The sequence below is a fragment of the Saccharopolyspora erythraea genome (genome assembly GCF_018141105.1).
GTDB classification, from domain to species: domain Bacteria; phylum Actinomycetota; class Actinomycetes; order Mycobacteriales; family Pseudonocardiaceae; genus Saccharopolyspora_D; species Saccharopolyspora_D erythraea_A.
In genome coordinates this window covers 4,396,605-4,411,010 of sequence record NZ_CP054839.1, presented here as the reverse complement: position 1 = coordinate 4,411,010, position 14,406 = coordinate 4,396,605, and the positions used below count along the sequence as shown (strand labels likewise).

Annotated in this window: 15 protein-coding genes and 1 riboswitch; of the genes, 2 read left to right on the top strand and 13 right to left on the bottom strand. The window is 72.0% G+C overall.

Annotation, left to right across the window (positions count from 1 at the left end):
- Positions 1–57: 57 nt before the first annotated feature.
- The 12 genes from HUO13_RS19760 to HUO13_RS19705 all read right to left on the bottom strand — a co-directional run bounded on the left by HUO13_RS19760 (position 58) and on the right by HUO13_RS19705 (position 10,281).
- Positions 58–825 carry an energy-coupling factor ABC transporter ATP-binding protein gene (locus HUO13_RS19760; protein ID WP_211896611.1) on the bottom strand — a complete coding sequence of 256 codons (768 nt, stop codon included), beginning with the start codon at positions 823–825 and terminating at the stop codon, positions 58–60.
- Positions 813–1,577, bottom strand: a complete 765-nt coding sequence (cbiQ, locus tag HUO13_RS19755; RefSeq protein WP_211896610.1) for a cobalt ECF transporter T component CbiQ — start codon at positions 1,575–1,577, stop codon at positions 813–815. Before cbiQ ends, HUO13_RS19760 begins: the two co-directional genes overlap by 13 nt.
- Entirely contained in the window at positions 1,578–1,964 is a 387-nt protein-coding gene (locus tag HUO13_RS19750) for a PDGLE domain-containing protein (RefSeq protein ID WP_211896609.1), read from the bottom strand.
- Positions 1,961–2,656, bottom strand: a complete 696-nt coding sequence (locus tag HUO13_RS19745) for an energy-coupling factor ABC transporter permease (RefSeq protein WP_211896608.1) — start codon at positions 2,654–2,656, stop codon at positions 1,961–1,963. Before HUO13_RS19745 ends, HUO13_RS19750 begins: the two co-directional genes overlap by 4 nt.
- Positions 2,657–2,829: 173 nt before the next feature.
- Complete coding sequence (locus tag HUO13_RS19740) at positions 2,830–3,099, bottom strand: HesB/YadR/YfhF-family protein (protein WP_211896607.1); 270 nt, start codon at positions 3,097–3,099, stop codon at positions 2,830–2,832.
- A gap of 68 nt (positions 3,100–3,167) precedes the next feature.
- Positions 3,168–6,065 carry an aminomethyl-transferring glycine dehydrogenase gene (gcvP, locus tag HUO13_RS19735; protein ID WP_211896606.1) on the bottom strand — a complete coding sequence of 966 codons (2,898 nt, stop codon included), beginning with the start codon at positions 6,063–6,065 and terminating at the stop codon, positions 3,168–3,170.
- Positions 6,066–6,238: 173 nt separating this feature from the next.
- Positions 6,239–6,342, bottom strand: a riboswitch (glycine riboswitch).
- Between the two features lie 105 nt (positions 6,343–6,447).
- Positions 6,448–7,014, bottom strand: a complete 567-nt coding sequence (locus tag HUO13_RS19730) for a MerR family transcriptional regulator (protein ID WP_211896605.1) — start codon at positions 7,012–7,014, stop codon at positions 6,448–6,450.
- Between the two features lie 244 nt (positions 7,015–7,258).
- On the bottom strand, positions 7,259–7,735 hold the full coding sequence (locus HUO13_RS19725) for a bifunctional nuclease family protein (protein ID WP_011874172.1): 477 nt from the start codon (positions 7,733–7,735) through the stop codon (positions 7,259–7,261).
- A 391-nt stretch (positions 7,736–8,126) separates the two neighbouring features.
- Positions 8,127–8,591 carry a glycogen accumulation regulator GarA gene (garA, locus tag HUO13_RS19720; protein ID WP_009947913.1) on the bottom strand — a complete coding sequence of 155 codons (465 nt, stop codon included), beginning with the start codon at positions 8,589–8,591 and terminating at the stop codon, positions 8,127–8,129.
- 116 nt (positions 8,592–8,707) lie between these two features.
- Positions 8,708–9,094 (bottom strand): glycine cleavage system protein GcvH, encoded by a 387-nt coding sequence (gene gcvH / locus HUO13_RS19715; RefSeq protein WP_211896604.1) that lies wholly within the window; start codon positions 9,092–9,094, stop codon positions 8,708–8,710.
- Between the two features lie 112 nt (positions 9,095–9,206).
- Positions 9,207–9,926, bottom strand: coding sequence for a CDP-alcohol phosphatidyltransferase family protein (locus HUO13_RS19710; protein ID WP_211896603.1), 720 nt, complete (start codon positions 9,924–9,926; stop codon positions 9,207–9,209).
- A 133-nt stretch (positions 9,927–10,059) separates the two neighbouring features.
- Complete coding sequence (locus tag HUO13_RS19705; protein WP_211896602.1) at positions 10,060–10,281, bottom strand: hypothetical protein; 222 nt, start codon at positions 10,279–10,281, stop codon at positions 10,060–10,062.
- Positions 10,282–10,596: 315 nt separating this feature from the next.
- Here HUO13_RS19705 and HUO13_RS19700 point away from each other — a divergent pair, with 315 nt between their 5' ends.
- Positions 10,597–12,477 carry a propionyl-CoA synthetase gene (locus HUO13_RS19700; RefSeq protein ID WP_211896601.1) on the top strand — a complete coding sequence of 627 codons (1,881 nt, stop codon included), beginning with the start codon at positions 10,597–10,599 and terminating at the stop codon, positions 12,475–12,477.
- Between the two features lie 65 nt (positions 12,478–12,542).
- Here HUO13_RS19700 and HUO13_RS19695 read toward each other — a convergent pair whose 3' ends face one another.
- Entirely contained in the window at positions 12,543–13,448 is a 906-nt protein-coding gene (locus HUO13_RS19695; protein ID WP_211896600.1) for a LysR family transcriptional regulator, read from the bottom strand.
- Between the two features lie 74 nt (positions 13,449–13,522).
- On the opposite strand from HUO13_RS19695, the gene HUO13_RS19690 reads away from it, so the two are divergent.
- A complete protein-coding gene (locus tag HUO13_RS19690) occupies positions 13,523–14,392 on the top strand; it encodes an EamA family transporter (protein WP_249123876.1) in 870 nt (289 codons plus the stop codon).
- The last annotated feature ends 14 nt before the right edge of the window (positions 14,393–14,406 follow it).

Genomic DNA, 14,406 nt, shown 5'->3' with positions numbered 1-14,406 from the left:
GCCGGCGGCCTGCTCGCCCACAGTGGATGACATCGACAGTCCGATGTGGACCCCGCGCTAGTCGAGGCGGAAGCCGAAGGGGAGCTCCAGGCGGTGCGCGGCGAGCAGTTCGGTGTCAGCCAGCAGTTCCCGAGTCGGCCGGTCGGCGACCACGACGCCGTCGTCGATCAGGACGCTCCTCGGGCACAGCTGCAGGGCGTAGGGCAGGTCGTGGGTGACCATCAGCATCGTCCTGCCCAGGCCGAGCAGCAGCTCGGCGAGCTCGCGCCGGGCGACCGGCTCGAGGTTCGACGACGGTTCGTCGAGCACGAGGATCTCCGGGTCGCACGCCAGGACGGTCGCCAGTGCCACCCGCTTGCGCTGACCGCCCGACAGGTGCAGCGGTGATCGTCCCGCGTGCTCGGCCATGCCGACCGCCGCCAGCGCGTCAGCGACGCGCTGCTCCAGCTGCGCACCGCGGAATCCGAAGTTCAGCGGTCCGAACTCCACGTCCTCGCGCACCGTGGGCATGAACAACTGGTCGTCGGGGTCCTGGAACACCACGCCGACGCGCCTGCGGATCTCCCGGACGTGGCGCTCGGTCAGCTCCAGCCCGCCGACCGACACCCGTCCCGCGTCGCCTCGCAGCACCCCGTTGAGGTGCAGGGTCAGGGTCGTCTTGCCCGCTCCGTTCGGCCCCAGCAGCGCGACCCGCTCGCCGTGCGCGATGCTCAGGTCCACCCCGCGCAGGGCCTCGTGCCCGTCCGGATAGCTGTAGCGGAGACCTTCGACCCGCAGCGCGGTCGTGGCCCTGGTCTGCGTCGCCCCGTCGGTCACGCGGTCCACAGCGCCGCTCCCAGCACCAGCACGGCAACGGCGGGAGGCACCATACCCAGCGCCCACGCGGCGGCCGGGGTGCGGCCCACCCTCGCGTCCGGCACGGCACCGCTCCAGCCGCGCGAAAGCATCGCGAGGTGCACCCGTTCACCTCTCTCGTAGGACCGGATGAACAGGCTGCCCACGCCCCGCGCCGTGGCTCCGACCTGCCACAGGAACCGCGGATCGTGGCCACGGGCGATCCGAGCGACCCGCATTCGCCGGGCCTCCCCCACCACCACCTCGGCGTAGCGCAGCATCAGCGAGGCGATCGTCGTGAGCAGCTTCGGTGCGCGCAGCCGCCGCATGCCCAGGAGCAGTTCGTTCGGCGCGGTCGTCGCGGCCAGCAGCAACGACGTCGCCAGCCCGAGCGTCCCCTTGGCCAGCACGTTCCACCCCGCCAGCAGCCCCTCCACCGACAGCGCCAGCCCCAGCACCTCGGTGCGGGGCCCTGCGGCGGTGAACGGCAGCAGGAACGCCAGCACGACGAACGGCAGCTCGATCAGCAGGCGGCTCGACAGCCAACGCATCGGCACCGCGGCCAGCCTGGACAGTCCGAACAGCAGGACGGCGTAGCAGGCGAACGCCCAGAACGCGTGCCTGGGCGTGGCCACCACGCACACCACGACGAGCAACGCCGCCACGATCTTGACCTCCGGCGCCGCGCGGTGCACGCGGGAGGAGCCGGGCAGGTACAGGGCGCTGACGTGACCCGCGCCCACTCAGTCCTCCCCAGGCGTGTCCCCGGCCTCCCCTTGGCCGCCGGTCCCCCGGCGCCGCAGTCCCCAGAACAGGGCGCCCGCGGCCCCCAGGGTCGCGACCACACCGATGGCGCCGGCGACGCCGGTCAGCCGGTCGTCCCCGCCGACGGTGTAGTCGGCCAGTGGACCATCGGCCAATGGGTGGTCGGTGCCGTTCTGGGCGATGCAGTGCCCGTCGAGCCGTTCGCCCTGCTCGGTCTCGACCGCCGTGCAGCCCTGCCGGGTGACCGCGTCCAGCCCGTCGGGATCGGAGTCGGCGAAGTAGGACAGCGCCGCCGCGATCAGCAGGGCGACCAGGCCGAACCCGACCAGGAAACCCGCGCCGCGCTTGCGCGCCACAGCCGTCATCGCGCCTTCTCCTCCACTGCTCGTGGCCGGGCGGTGCGCAGCAGGTGGACCAGGTCGGGCCGTGCGGCGGCCACCGCGCCCACGGTCGCCGCGGTGATGACGCCCTCGCCGATGCCGATGAGGCAGTGCACGCCGATCACCGCCAGCGCCGCCGTGCCGGTGCCGTACCCGGCCGCGCCACCGATCGAGTACTCCAGCACGAACCCGCACGAGGCGGCGACGGTGTTGACGAACGCGGCGACGAAGGCCGTCACCAGCAGACCCTCCCTGCTGCGCACGGCGAGCCTGCGCAGTGCGAGGGCGACCAGGTACCCGGTGGCCGTGCCGATCAGCGCCATGTTGGTGATGTTGGCGCCGAGCATGGTGATCCCGCCGTCGGCGAACAGCAGCGCCTGCACCACCAGCACGATCGACACGCACAGCGCCCCGACCCACGGTCCGGCCAGGATCGCGGCCAGCGCACCCCCGAGCAGGTGGCCGCTCACGCCCGGCAGCACCGGGAAGTTGATCATCTGCGCGGCGAAGACGAACGCCGCGACCAACCCCGCCATCGGCGCTGTCCGGTCGTCGAGATCGGCGCGCGCCCGCACCAGCGCCAGGCCCACACCCGCGATGGCCACCCCGCTGAACAGCAGCGACGTCGGCGCGTTGAGCAGCCCGTCGCTCATGTGCATGGCCAGCGTCGCGGTCACGCCCGCATCCTCCCCGCTCACCGGCCGCCCACGTCGGACAGCCGCCGGCCGAGGATAGTTGCCAACGAGAGGTTCTGGCCAATTGCTGGCAGCAACCCGGCTCGCGGCACCGGCCCGCGAAAGCGAACCGCCCGCCCGGATGGGGTCCGGGCGGGCGGTCGAGTCCTATCGCGTCAGTCGCGGACGGCCAGGCTCAGCTCGCCGTTGTCGTCCCGCTCGGCGTCGAGCGTCTTGTCGTCCAGCAGGGACGCGGCCTGCTCCGGCAGGAACACCCGGACCCCGGACTCCTCTACGACCTGGTCACCGGCTTGCGGTGCCTCGGCGATGGCGGCCTGCAGGCCGTCGCCCGCCGGGGCGATCCGCAGACCGGACCCCTCCGCCGAGTCGCCGCCGGCGAGGACGACCTTGATGACCTCTGCGGCGCTCTCACTGATTGCGAGCATTGCTTTCACTCCTCTCGGAGGTGGTCACGTAAGTGACCCACCGTAGTGCATGCCTCCGAGATCGGCAGTCACCCCTCGTAGGCCGACAGGGGTGGGCAGGAGCACACCAGGTTGCGGTCGCCGCGGGCCCCGTCGATGCGCCGAACCGGCGGCCACACCTTCGCCACACGGGTGCCCAGCGGGTAGGCCGCCACGTCCCGGCCGTAGGCGTGCTTCCACTCCCCGACCAGCGACGCGGCCGTGTGCGGGGCGTTGACCAGCGGGTTGTCGTCGGCGGGCCACTGCCCCGCCGTGACCTTGTCGATCTCGGCGCGGATGGCGATCATCGCCTCGCAGAAGCGGTCGAGCTCGGCCAGGTTCTCGCTCTCGGTGGGCTCCACCATCAGCGTGCCCGCGACCGGGAACGACATCGTCGGGGCGTGCAGGCCGTAGTCGGCCAGCCTCTTGGCGACGTCGTCCACCGTGATACCGCTGGACTTGGTGATGGGCCGCAGGTCCAGGATGCACTCGTGGGCCACGAAGCCGCCCGAACCGGTGTAGAGCACCGGGAAGTACTCGTCGAGCCTGCGGGCGACGTAGTTGGCGGCCGCGACGGCGGTCAGCGTCGCCCTGCGCAGGCCGTCGGAACCCATCATCCGCACGTAGGCCCACGAGATCGGCAGGATCGACGCGCTGCCCCACGGCGCCGCGCTGATCGGTCCCACCCCGGTCGAGGGGCCCGCCGCGGGCTGGAGCGGGTGGTTCGGCAGGAACGGCGCCAGGTGCGCGCGGACACCGATCGGGCCGACGCCCGGCCCGCCGCCGCCGTGCGGGATGCAGAAGGTCTTGTGCAGGTTCAGGTGCGAGACGTCGGAGCCGAACTTGCCCATCCGGGCCAGGCCGATCAGCGCGTTGAGGTTCGCGCCGTCGACGTAGACCTGCCCGCCCGCGTCGTGCACCAGCCCGCAGACCTGCTGCACGGTGTCCTCGTAGACGCCGTGCGTGGACGGGTAGGTGATCATGATCGCGGCAAGGTCGTCCTTGTGCTCCTCGACGACCTCGCGCAGGTGGTCCATCTCGATGTTGCCCTGGTCGTCGCAGCGCACCACGACGACGCGCAGACCGGCCATGATGGCGCTCGCGGCGTTGGTGCCGTGCGCGCTGGCCGGGATGAGGCAGACGTCCCGCTCGGCCTCACCACGGCTGTGGTGGTAGGCGCGGATGGCGAGCAGACCGGCGAACTCGCCCTGGCTGCCGGCGTTGGGCTGCAGGCTCACCGCGTCGTAGCCGGTGATCTCGGCCAGCCAGCCCTCCAGGTCGGAGACGATCCTGAGCAGCCCCTCGGCGTCCTGCGCGGGCGCGAACGGGTGCAGCCCGGAGAACTCCGGCCAGGTGATCGACTCCATCTCGGCGGTCGCGTTGAGCTTCATCGTGCACGAGCCCAGCGGGATCATGCTGCGGTCCAGCGCGACGTCCTTGTCCGAGAGCTCGCGCAGGTAGCGCAGCAGGGAGGTCTCCGAGCGGTGGGTGTGGAACACCGGGTGCGTGAGGTACTCCGAGGTGCGCAGGAGACCGGTGGGCAGCGCGTCCGGGGTCTCGGCGTCGAGCTCCTCGACATCGGGCTGCTCGGGGAGCCCGAACGCCTTCCACACCGTGGCCAGCCGGGCGCGGGTGGTGGTCTCGTCGCAGCTCACGCCGACGTGGTCGCCGTCCACGCGGCGCAGGTTCACGCCCTCCCGGCGGGCGGCGGACACGACGTCGTCGGCCTTGCCGGGCACTCGAGCGACGAGCGTGTCGAAAAACTCCCGGTGCACGACCTCGACGCCGCCGCGGCGCAGCCGCTCGGCCAGCACGGCGGCCATCCGGTGCGCCCTGGTCGCGATCGCCTTCAACCCGGCCGGACCGTGGTACACCGCGTACATCGACGCCACGACCGCCAGCAGGACCTGCGCGGTGCAGATGTTGCTGGTGGCCTTCTCGCGGCGGATGTGCTGCTCGCGGGTCTGCAGCGCCAGCCGGTAGGCCTGGTTGCCGTCGCTGTCGACGCTGACGCCCACCAGCCGGCCCGGCAGCTGGCGCTCGATGCCCTTGCGGACCGCCATGTAGCCGGCGTGCGGGCCGCCGAAGCCCATCGGCACGCCGAAGCGCTGGGTGGTGCCGACGACGACGTCCGCGCCGATCTCACCGGGCGCGCGTAGCAGCGTCAGCGCGAGCAGGTCGGCGGACACCACCGCCATCGCCCCGCGCTCGTGGACCTCGGCGACGACCGCCTCCTGGTCGCGCAGCGCGCCGGAGGCGCCCGGGTAGGCCAGCAGGGCGCCGAAGAACTCACCCTCGGGCAGGCCGGAGGCTCCCTCGGACAGGTCGGCCACCACGACCTCGATGCCCAGCGGCTCGGCGCGGGTGCGCAGCACCTCCAGCGTCTGGGGCATGGTGTCGGCGTCGACGACGAACCGCGGCGACTTCGACCGCCCGGCCCTCCGGACCAGGGTCATGCCCTCGGCGGCCGCGGTCGCCTCGTCCAGCATCGAGGCGTTGGCCACCGGCACACCGGTCAGGTCGGCGACCATCGTCTGGAAGTTCAGCAGCGCCTCCAGGCGCCCCTGCGAGATCTCCGGCTGGTACGGGGTGTAGGCGGTGTACCAGGCGGGGCTCTCCAGCACGTTGCGCAGGATCACCGGCGGGGTCACGGTGCCGTAGTAGCCCAGGCCGATCATCTCGGCATGCGGGCGGCACCGCCCGGCCAGCTCACGCAGCTCGGCCAGGGCCTGCGCCTCGGTCGCGGGCTCGGGCAGCGCCAGGTGCAGGTCGCGCTCGCGGATGCCCTCCGGGACCGCGCTCTGGCCCAGCTCCTCCAGCGAGCCGACCCCGATCACGTCCAGCATGCGGGCCAGCTCGGCGGGAGCGGGACCCACGTGGCGGTCGGCGAACGGGGTGCCGTGCTCCAGTGCGGCGAGCGGGATGCGGTCATGGGTCACGTCGGTCATCGCCAAACCTCGATTTTTCGCGGCGGACACAGGGCTCGGCAGCACGGCGGGTGCTGCCCTCCCCCTCTGTCAATGTCCGCTGCGCGAACGCCTGAGAGCTTCACCCGGATCGCACCGGGCTTGCACCGTCGGCGGGGTCACCACTGCCGTGACGACCCGCTTTCCAGAGGTATCTCGCCCGCGCGGTCCGGTTGGCCTGAGAGGTTGTCGGGGAGTGGTTGCTCCTTCGGCGCCGCACCGGTGCTCTGACCGGCGCGGACTCTCCCGCGCGGGGTCTGCGATGCCGCGTAGCCTACCTGATCTGGAGGCGCGGGAGGACCCTCGCACCGCGCCCGGCCGGCCACGCACCGCATCCATCCGGCCCATCCGGCTCAGCCGGGTGTCAGCCGGTCTGGCGGTCCCGGCGGCGGCGCGCCAGCTCGTCGGTCACGGATGCGGTGACCTCCACACCGTCGGCGCGCTCCGCGGGGAACTCGTGGATGGTTCCGCTGATTTCGCGCATCGCGCCGCTGACGGCGATGCCGAAAACCCCCTGGCCGCCCTGCAGCAGGTCGACCACCTCCTCGGCGGAGGTGCACTCGTAGACGGTCGTGCCGTCGCTGAACAGCGTGATCCTGGCGAGGTCCTGCACGCCCCGGTGGCGGAGGTGGTCCACGGCGACGCGGATGTTGTGCAGCGAAACACCGGTGTCCAGCAGTCGCTTGACCACCTTGAGCACCAGGATGTCCTTGAACGAGTACAGCCGCTGGGAGCCCGAGCCCGCCGCACCTCTTATGGACGGCCCCACCAGCTTGGTGCGCGCCCAGTAGTCGAGCTGGCGGTAGGTGATGCCCGCGATCTGGCAGGCTGCGGGGCCGCGGTAGCCGACGAGCTCGTCCGGTACCGAGGCGTCCGGGAACAGCTCACCCTGCTCCGCGGCAGCATCCCGGTTGGGTGCCTCCTCGACCACGCCTGCCTCCCCTCGTCCGGCATGATGCCGACCGACCGCCAAGGCCCTGGACCGTGCGTGACTCAGGGCTGCGAACGCCCGCCGCCGCACGAGCAGGTCGCACGGGAATCACAAGCGGGCAATTCGCGTGTCTTCGACGGTAAGCCCGCCCAGGGGGGAGGTCAACGCGACGCGCGGGGAGACGACGAGGCCCCCGGCGCGACCGCGCGCCGGGGGCCCGTCCAAGCCCGCAACGGGCGCCGGCTCAGGTGTCGGCGCCGCGGAAGTCCTCCGGCGAGACCGAGTCCAGGAACTCCCGGAACTTCTCGACCTCGTCCTCCTGTTCGTCCGGGATGATCAGCCCGGCCTCGTCCAGCACCGACTCGTCGGCGTGGATCGGCACACCCACCCGCAGCGCCAGCGCGACCGAGTCGCTCGGCCTGGCCGAGACCCGCACGTCACCGTCGAAGACGAGCTCCGCGTAGAACGTGCCCTCCTGCAGGTCGGTGATGCGGACCTGCTCCAGGTCCCGCCCCAGCGCCCCGATGACGTCCTTGAGCAGGTCGTGGGTCAGGGGTCTGGCGGGGCGCACGCCCTGCTGCTCCAACGCGATTGCGGTCGCCTCCACCGAGCCGATCCAGATCGGCAGGTAGCGCTCGCCCTCGGTCTCGCGCAGCAACAGGATCGGCTGGTTGGCTGGTAGTTCCACTCGCACGCCGACGACGCGCATCTCGCTGCTCATCGTCAAATCGCCTCCTCCAGCGCGCCGGGGCGTGACGTCCTCGTCGAGGATCTCGCACCGGCGTCTCCGACGCTACCCGCGATACGGCGGACACGCCCATCCCTCGGCTGTCGATCAGCCACCGTTTTCCGCGGCCTGGCGCGCTCGGCAGGCCGAGAACCGATACCTGAGCTCACCATTGAGCAACACTCAGCACGATACACCGCCGACCGGTCCCGTAGGGGCGGTCGGAAGACCCCGAAACTCAACTGCAAACACGTGATTCGCCTGGGGTCCCGGTGCATCCGCGGGCGGTTCCGGCCGGGTCGCCGCGCGGGTGCGCGCAGTACCGCGAACGACCGGGGCGGCGCCGGTTGCTCGGCGCCGCCCCGATGCCCGCTCCTCATGCCGCCTAGCGGCCTTGTCCCCCGTCGATCGGGCCGGTCAAAAAGACCAACCGGAACTTCCCGATCTGCACCTCGTCGCCGTTGGCGAGCACCGAGGTGTCCACCGGCTCGCGGTTGACGTAGGTGCCGTTGAGGCTGCCCACGTCGACGACCACGAAGTCGTTGCCCTCCCGGCGGAACTCGGCGTGCCGCCGCGAGACCGTGACGTCGTCCAGGAAGATGTCGCTGTCCGGATGGCGTCCGGCGCTGGTGGTGTCCCGGTCGAGCAGGAATCGCGAACCCGCGTTCGGGCCGCGCTTGACCACCAGCAGGGCGGCCCCCGCGGGCAGCGCGTCGACCCCGGACGCGGCAGGCTGCTCCGCGGGCGCGCTCTCGGTGCTTTCCGGCTCCGAGAGGAAGGGCCTGAAGACCGAGGTGGTCTCCGGTGACTGCTCCGGCGGAACGTCGCCGGAGCCGCTGTTGTGGCTCACCTGAGCTCTCCTCTACGCGGATAGATCGTGCGAAGTGTCTTCCAACGTACCGTGTCGTCAACGGCGAGTTGCGCGCGAGTCCCGACAAAGGCCGAGGACACCGCCGAGATCGACGATCAGTCCTGGTCGGTCAGCTGCTGGTAGGCGTTCTCGTCGAGCAGCTGGTCGAGCGCGGCCGGGTCTGCCAGCCGGATCTCGACCATCCAGCCGTCGCCGAACGGGTCCGTGTTGACCAGGTCCGGCTCGTCGCCCAGGCGCTCGTTGCCCTTGACGACCTCTCCCTCGACCGGGGCGTAGAGCTCCGAGACGCTCTTGGTCGACTCGACCTCGCCCATGCTCTCGCCGACGCTCACCTTGCTCCCCTCGTCGGGGAGCTGGACGAAGACCACGTCGCCGAGCTGGCGCTGGGCGTAGTCGGTGATTCCGACGCGAACGGTGTTCTCACCGCTGGGCAGAACCCACTCGTGCTCGCTGGTGTACCTGATCCGTTCGGGGGCCGTCACCTGGTCCCGCCCTTCCTGTGTTGCCAGAGCCGTGTACTCCCGCCGGGTGAAGATCGCCTGACGGGTCCGGCGAGCGTATTTCGCCGACAGCGCGGGCCGCAAGGAGGCCGGGTCAGGTGCGGGCCGTCCTGCGGGCGACCCGGACCGCGGCCACGACCTGGGACAGGTAGAGCACGCCCGCCCACAGGTAGAGCGCGCCGCCCCAGCACGTGAACGCGTAGGCGATCGGGCGGACCACCGCGGAGAAGGTGAAGTCGCCCTGCACGAGCAGCAGCAGCGGGAAGGCGTACATCAGGCAGAAGGTGGCCGCCTTGCCCAGGTAGTGCACCTCTGGGGGCTCGTAGCCGTGGTAGCGCAGCACCGGCAGGCACAGCGTGAGCACGACGTCGCGTCCGATGAGCGCCACGGCGACCCACCAGGGCACCACGTCGCGCATCACGAACGCGACCAGGGTGGCGACGATGTAGAGGCGGTCGGCGGCGGGGTCCAGCAGCTCTCCGACCCGGCTGTACTGGTTCAACCAGCGGGCCAGCTTGCCGTCCAGCCAGTCGGTCGCTCCGCTGAGGACGAGGACCAGCAGCGCGAGCAGGTCGTTCTGCGGGCCGAGCAGCAGCCACAGGAACAGCGGCACGCCGGCCAGGCGGAGCGCGCTGAGCAGATTCGGGATCGTCAGCCAGGGATCGTCCCAGATTCCGGCGGCGGCTTCCTTGATCCGGGCGAGCCCGGGGTCGGCCGCCTGCTCCGCTCCGGCAGGCCGCGACCGCCGCGGTTCCGGCTCGGAGCCGGTTCCCCGCGCGGTGTTCTCCGTGGTGCCGTCGGCGTCCTGCACCACGAACCCCTCCCCGAAACGGTTGTACGAACTACCCGCATCCGGATGCAGCCATGCGCATCCGGTACCGGTCAGGGTGCCACACACCTCGGACAACGGTCCTGGCGGCTGGGGCTGTTCGTCCCCCGGCCGGGTCTCAACGTGGACGGTGGCTCCAGCCCCGGCGGCGGAGGTCGGCGTCGGTCAGGAAACGGGCACGGCGGCGGTCGTCGACGCCGGCCCAGCGGGCGCCTCTGACACCTTCGAGTACGTAGGAGTGGCCGCCGCTCCAGACCACGCTGCGCGGCGCGGTGGGCAGGTCGGCCTGGCCTGCTCCGCTCGAATCGGTTTCCGTCGTCGTCGACGTGTCCGTGCTCATCTCCGGTCGCACCTCCATACCGGTTGTCGGTCCACACCGGTGTGTCGTTAGCCCGAATCCCCGGCCTGCAAAGGATTGTGTTCGATCGATCACGCGCTGTCGCGCCGATTCGGCCCCTCTGGCGACAAGTGGACGGGGGTGGTCGCCGAAGTGACCGCCGGTGGTCTCAGCGCGCACCCGCCGGGCTGAAGTCCGCCGACCGCTCGGCGCTCGCTCGCGGGCCACCGCCGCCGGGGAGCCGTGGTGGTGCCGAGCGCGCGAGTGCGGTAGGACACTCACGGTCAGCAGTCCGGCACGCGCGGGAGGTACATCGTCATGGGCGCATACGCCGACGCCTACCAACGGAGTTCGTCCGACCCGGAGGGATTCTGGCTGGACGCGGCGGCCGCGATCGACTGGGAGCGGCGCCCGAGCCGGGCGCTGGACGACTCGCGGGCGCCGTTGTACCGGTGGTTCCCCGACGGGGTGCTCAACACCTGCTTCAACGCTCTCGACCGGCACGTGCGCGACGGCCGCGGCGAGCAGGACGCGCTGGTCTGGGACTCCGCGATGACCGGCACCGTGTCGCGGTGGACCTACCGGGAGCTGCTGGATCGGGTGTCGGTGTTCGCGGGCGCCCTGCGCGCCCAGGGGGTCGAGCGGGGCGACCGGGTGGTGATCTACCTGCCGATGATCCCCGAGGCGGTGGTGGCGATGCTGGCCTGCGCCCGGATCGGCGCCGTGCACTCGGTGGTCTTCGGCGGCTTCGCGCCCCGGGAGCTCGCGGCCCGCGTGGACGACGCCCGCCCGAAGGTGATCGTGGCGGCCTCGTGCGGGCTGGAGCCCAACCGCGTCGTGGAGTACAAGCCGATCGTCGACGAGGCGCTGCGGCTGTCCGAGCACCGGCCCGACCGGGTCATCGTGCTCCAGCGGGAGCAGGCCACCGCCGAGCTCGGCGAGCGCGACCTCGACTGGGACGACGCCGTGGCCGGGGCCGAACCGGCGGAGTGCGTGCCCGTGGCGGCGACCGACCCGCTCTACGTCCTCTACACCTCCGGCACGACCGGCCGGCCGAAGGGCGTGGTCCGGGACAACGGCGGGCACGCGGTGGCGCTGCGCTGGTCGATGTCGGCCATCTACGACATCGGGCCGGGCGAGGTGTTCTGGACGGCCTCCGACGTCGGCTGGGTCGTCGGCCACTCCTACATCGTGTACGGGCCGCTGCTGGCAGGCGCGACCACGATCGTCTACGAGGGCAAGCCGGTGGGCACGCCCGACTCCGGTGCGTTCTGGCGGGTGATCGCCGAGCACGGGGTGAAGTCGCTGTTCACCGCGCCGACGGCGTTCCGGGCCATCAAGCGGGTCGACCCCGACGCGGCCGAGCTGGCCAAGCACGACGTCTCCAGCCTGCGCACGCTGTTCCTGGCCGGGGAGCGGCTGGACCCGGAGACCTACCAGTGGGCCGTGGACAAGCTCGGCATCCCGGTCGTGGACCACTGGTGGCAGACCGAGACCGGGTGGCCGATCTGCGCCAACCTGCGCGGGCTGGAGCCGATGCCGGTCAAGCCCGGTTCGCCGACCGTGCCGGTGCCCGGCTACCAGGTGGAGGTCCTCGACCAGTCGGGCGAGCCCGTTCCCACGGGACGGGACGGCGCGATCTGCATCCGGCTCCCGCTGCCCCCCGGGACGCTGCCGACGCTGTGGAACGCCGACGACCGGTTCCGCGCCGAGTACCTGGAGCGCTACCCCGGCTACTACCTGACCGGCGACAGCGGGCACGTCGACGAGGACGGCTACGTGTTCGTCATGGGCCGCACCGACGACGTGATCAACGTCGCGGGGCACCGCCTCTCGACCGGTTCGATGGAGGCCGTGCTGGCGGAGCACCCCGCGGTGGCCGAGTGCGCGGTGATCGGCGTGCACGACGCGCTGAAGGGCCAGGTCCCGCGAGGCTTCGTGGTGCTCAAGGCCGGTGTGGAGGTAGACGAGGAGCAGCTGCGGGCCGAGCTGGTGGCCGCCGTCCGCGACCAGATCGGCCCGGTCGCGGCCTTCCGGGACGTCAGCGTCGTCGACGGGCTGCCCAAGACCCGCTCCGGCAAGATCCTTCGCAAGTCGATGCGCGAGATCGCCGACACCGGGCAGACGAAGGTGCCGTCCACGATCGAGGATCCGGCGGTGCTCGACGCGCTGCGTCCGGCTCTGCGCGCGGGAGGCTGAGGGGCCCGCTGCTGAGGGCGGACGGGCCGGCGGCTGAAGGCGCGGACCGACCGCGTGGTGATGGATCAGCCGCTCGACACCTGGTGGGCGGCCTCCTCCAGCGCCGCCATGACGACGGCGATGGCAGGTTGCGCCCGGCTACCCCGGCGGACGCAGGTCAGGACGCTGCGCGCCGGGGCCGCTTCGCCGAGCAGCGGGATCCGCACGAGCCCGCGGTGGGCGGCGACGTCGGCGAGCCCGGGCAGCAGGCACACGCCGAAGCCGCGTTCGACGAGGCTCAGCACGCAGCTCCACTCGGCTGCCTCGTGCACCACTCGCGGGGCGAAGCCCGCGGCGGCGCAGGCGACCCTGATCAGCTCGTGCTGGTCGTGGTGGGGTGCGATCCAGTCCTCGCTCGCGGTCTCGGCGAGCTCGACCGCGTCGCGGCCGGCCAGCCGGTGCCCGGTCCACACCACGAGGTCCTGCCGGTCGCGCAGGAGAACGCGCTGGTCGAAGCGCGGGTCGTCGAGGGGCGGCGTCCCGGGCACCGGCAGGACCGCGATGTCGGCCCGGTCGGCGAGCAACCGCCGCAGCCCCTCGTCGATGTCGGTCTCGGCCAGGCTGACCTCCAGCCGCGGGTTCGACTCGCGCACCCGCGCGGCCGCAGGCACGAGCAGGGATCCGAAGCTGCTGGCGAAACCGGCGATCCGCACCCGCCCCGCCGCTCCGCCGGAGTGCTCGGCCAGGTCCGCCCGAGTGCGCTCCCACTCGGCCGCGATCGTGTCGGCGTGGCCGAGCAGGACGTGCGCGGCGGGGGTGAGCGCCACCCGCCGTCCTTCGTGGTGCAGCAGCTCCGCGCCGACGTCGGCGGCGAGCTGGCGCAGTTGCTGGGACACCGCCGACGGGGTGAGGTGCAGCGCCCGCGCGGTGGCCGTGACGGTGCCTTCCTCGCGCAGGACCCTCAGCACGTGCAGGCGTCGCAGGTCGATCATGTAGTCGATTCTTCACGGTACTTCGCAGAAATGTGAAATAGACCTGCACAGCTTCGTGATCGCAGACTCGGGCAATGCAATCCCCGCCAGCCAGTACCGGCCAAGGCCGTGCGCACCGCGGATTACCGCCATCCCTGCTCGTGCTGGGTTCGGTGTGCAGCGTGCAGTTCGGCCAGGCATGGGGAAAGCACTTGTTCGGCGTGGTCGGGCCGGCCGGCGTGGTGGCGCTGCGACTCGGACTGGCCGCGGCGGTGCTGCTCGCCCTGTGGCGACCTCGGATTCCCGCGGGGTGGCGGACTCGGGCACTCATCGCCGGGTTCGGCACGGCGATCGCCGCGATGAACATCATCTACCCGGCACTGGGATACCTGCCGCTCGGCGTCGCGGTCAGCCTGCAACTGCTGGGCCCCTTCACGGTCGCGCTCGCGGGATCCCGGCGGCCCCGCGACGCGATCTGGGCGCTGCTCTCGGGCGCCGGAGTCCTGCTGCTCTGCGCGCCGTCCGGCCCGGCTCCACCGCTGGCCGGGGTCGGGCTCGCGCTGCTGTCGGCCGCGGGCATGGGCGGCTACCTGCTGCTGAGCAGACGGGCTGGGGAACTCGCCGCTGACGGCGCCCCGCTGGCGCTGGCGGTGACCTGGGCCGCCGTGCTCGCGCTGCCGTTCGGAATCGCCGAGTCCGGGACGGCGCTGCTCTCGACCGCCGCCCTGCTGCCGGGCCTCGGCGTCGCGCTGCTGTCGGCGGTCGTGCCCTACTCGCTGGAACTGGTGGCCCTGCGCCGGCTCACGCCGCGCGTCGTCGGCGTACTTCAGAGCCTCGAACCCGCCGTCGGCGCGGCGGCGGGCCTCCTGCTGCTGTCGGAGGTGCTCGCGGACCGGCAGATCGCCGGATTGTGCTGCGTGACGTTGGCTTCGGCGGGCGCGGTGCTCACCCGCGAGCGCGGCTGACGAGCGCGCGGCAG

Bases quoted from the DNA above. Each gene is read 5' to 3' on its own strand.
- HUO13_RS19725 (WP_011874172.1), bottom strand. From the start codon at position 7,735: ATGAGCAGCGAGATGCGCGTCGTCGGCGTGCGAGTGGAACTACCAGCC.
- HUO13_RS19750 (WP_211896609.1), bottom strand. From the start codon at position 1,964: ATGACGGCTGTGGCGCGCAAGCGCGGCGCGGGTTTCCTGGTCGGGTTC.
- gcvP (WP_211896606.1), bottom strand. From the start codon at position 6,065: ATGACCGACGTGACCCATGACCGCATCCCGCTCGCCGCACTGGAGCAC.
- HUO13_RS19690 (WP_249123876.1), top strand. From the start codon at position 13,523: ATGCAATCCCCGCCAGCCAGTACCGGCCAAGGCCGTGCGCACCGCGGA.
- HUO13_RS19705 (WP_211896602.1), bottom strand. From the start codon at position 10,281: ATGAGCACGGACACGTCGACGACGACGGAAACCGATTCGAGCGGAGCA.
- HUO13_RS19700 (WP_211896601.1), top strand. From the start codon at position 10,597: ATGGGCGCATACGCCGACGCCTACCAACGGAGTTCGTCCGACCCGGAG.
- HUO13_RS19740 (WP_211896607.1), bottom strand. From the start codon at position 3,099: ATGCTCGCAATCAGTGAGAGCGCCGCAGAGGTCATCAAGGTCGTCCTC.
- HUO13_RS19695 (WP_211896600.1), bottom strand. From the start codon at position 13,448: ATGATCGACCTGCGACGCCTGCACGTGCTGAGGGTCCTGCGCGAGGAA.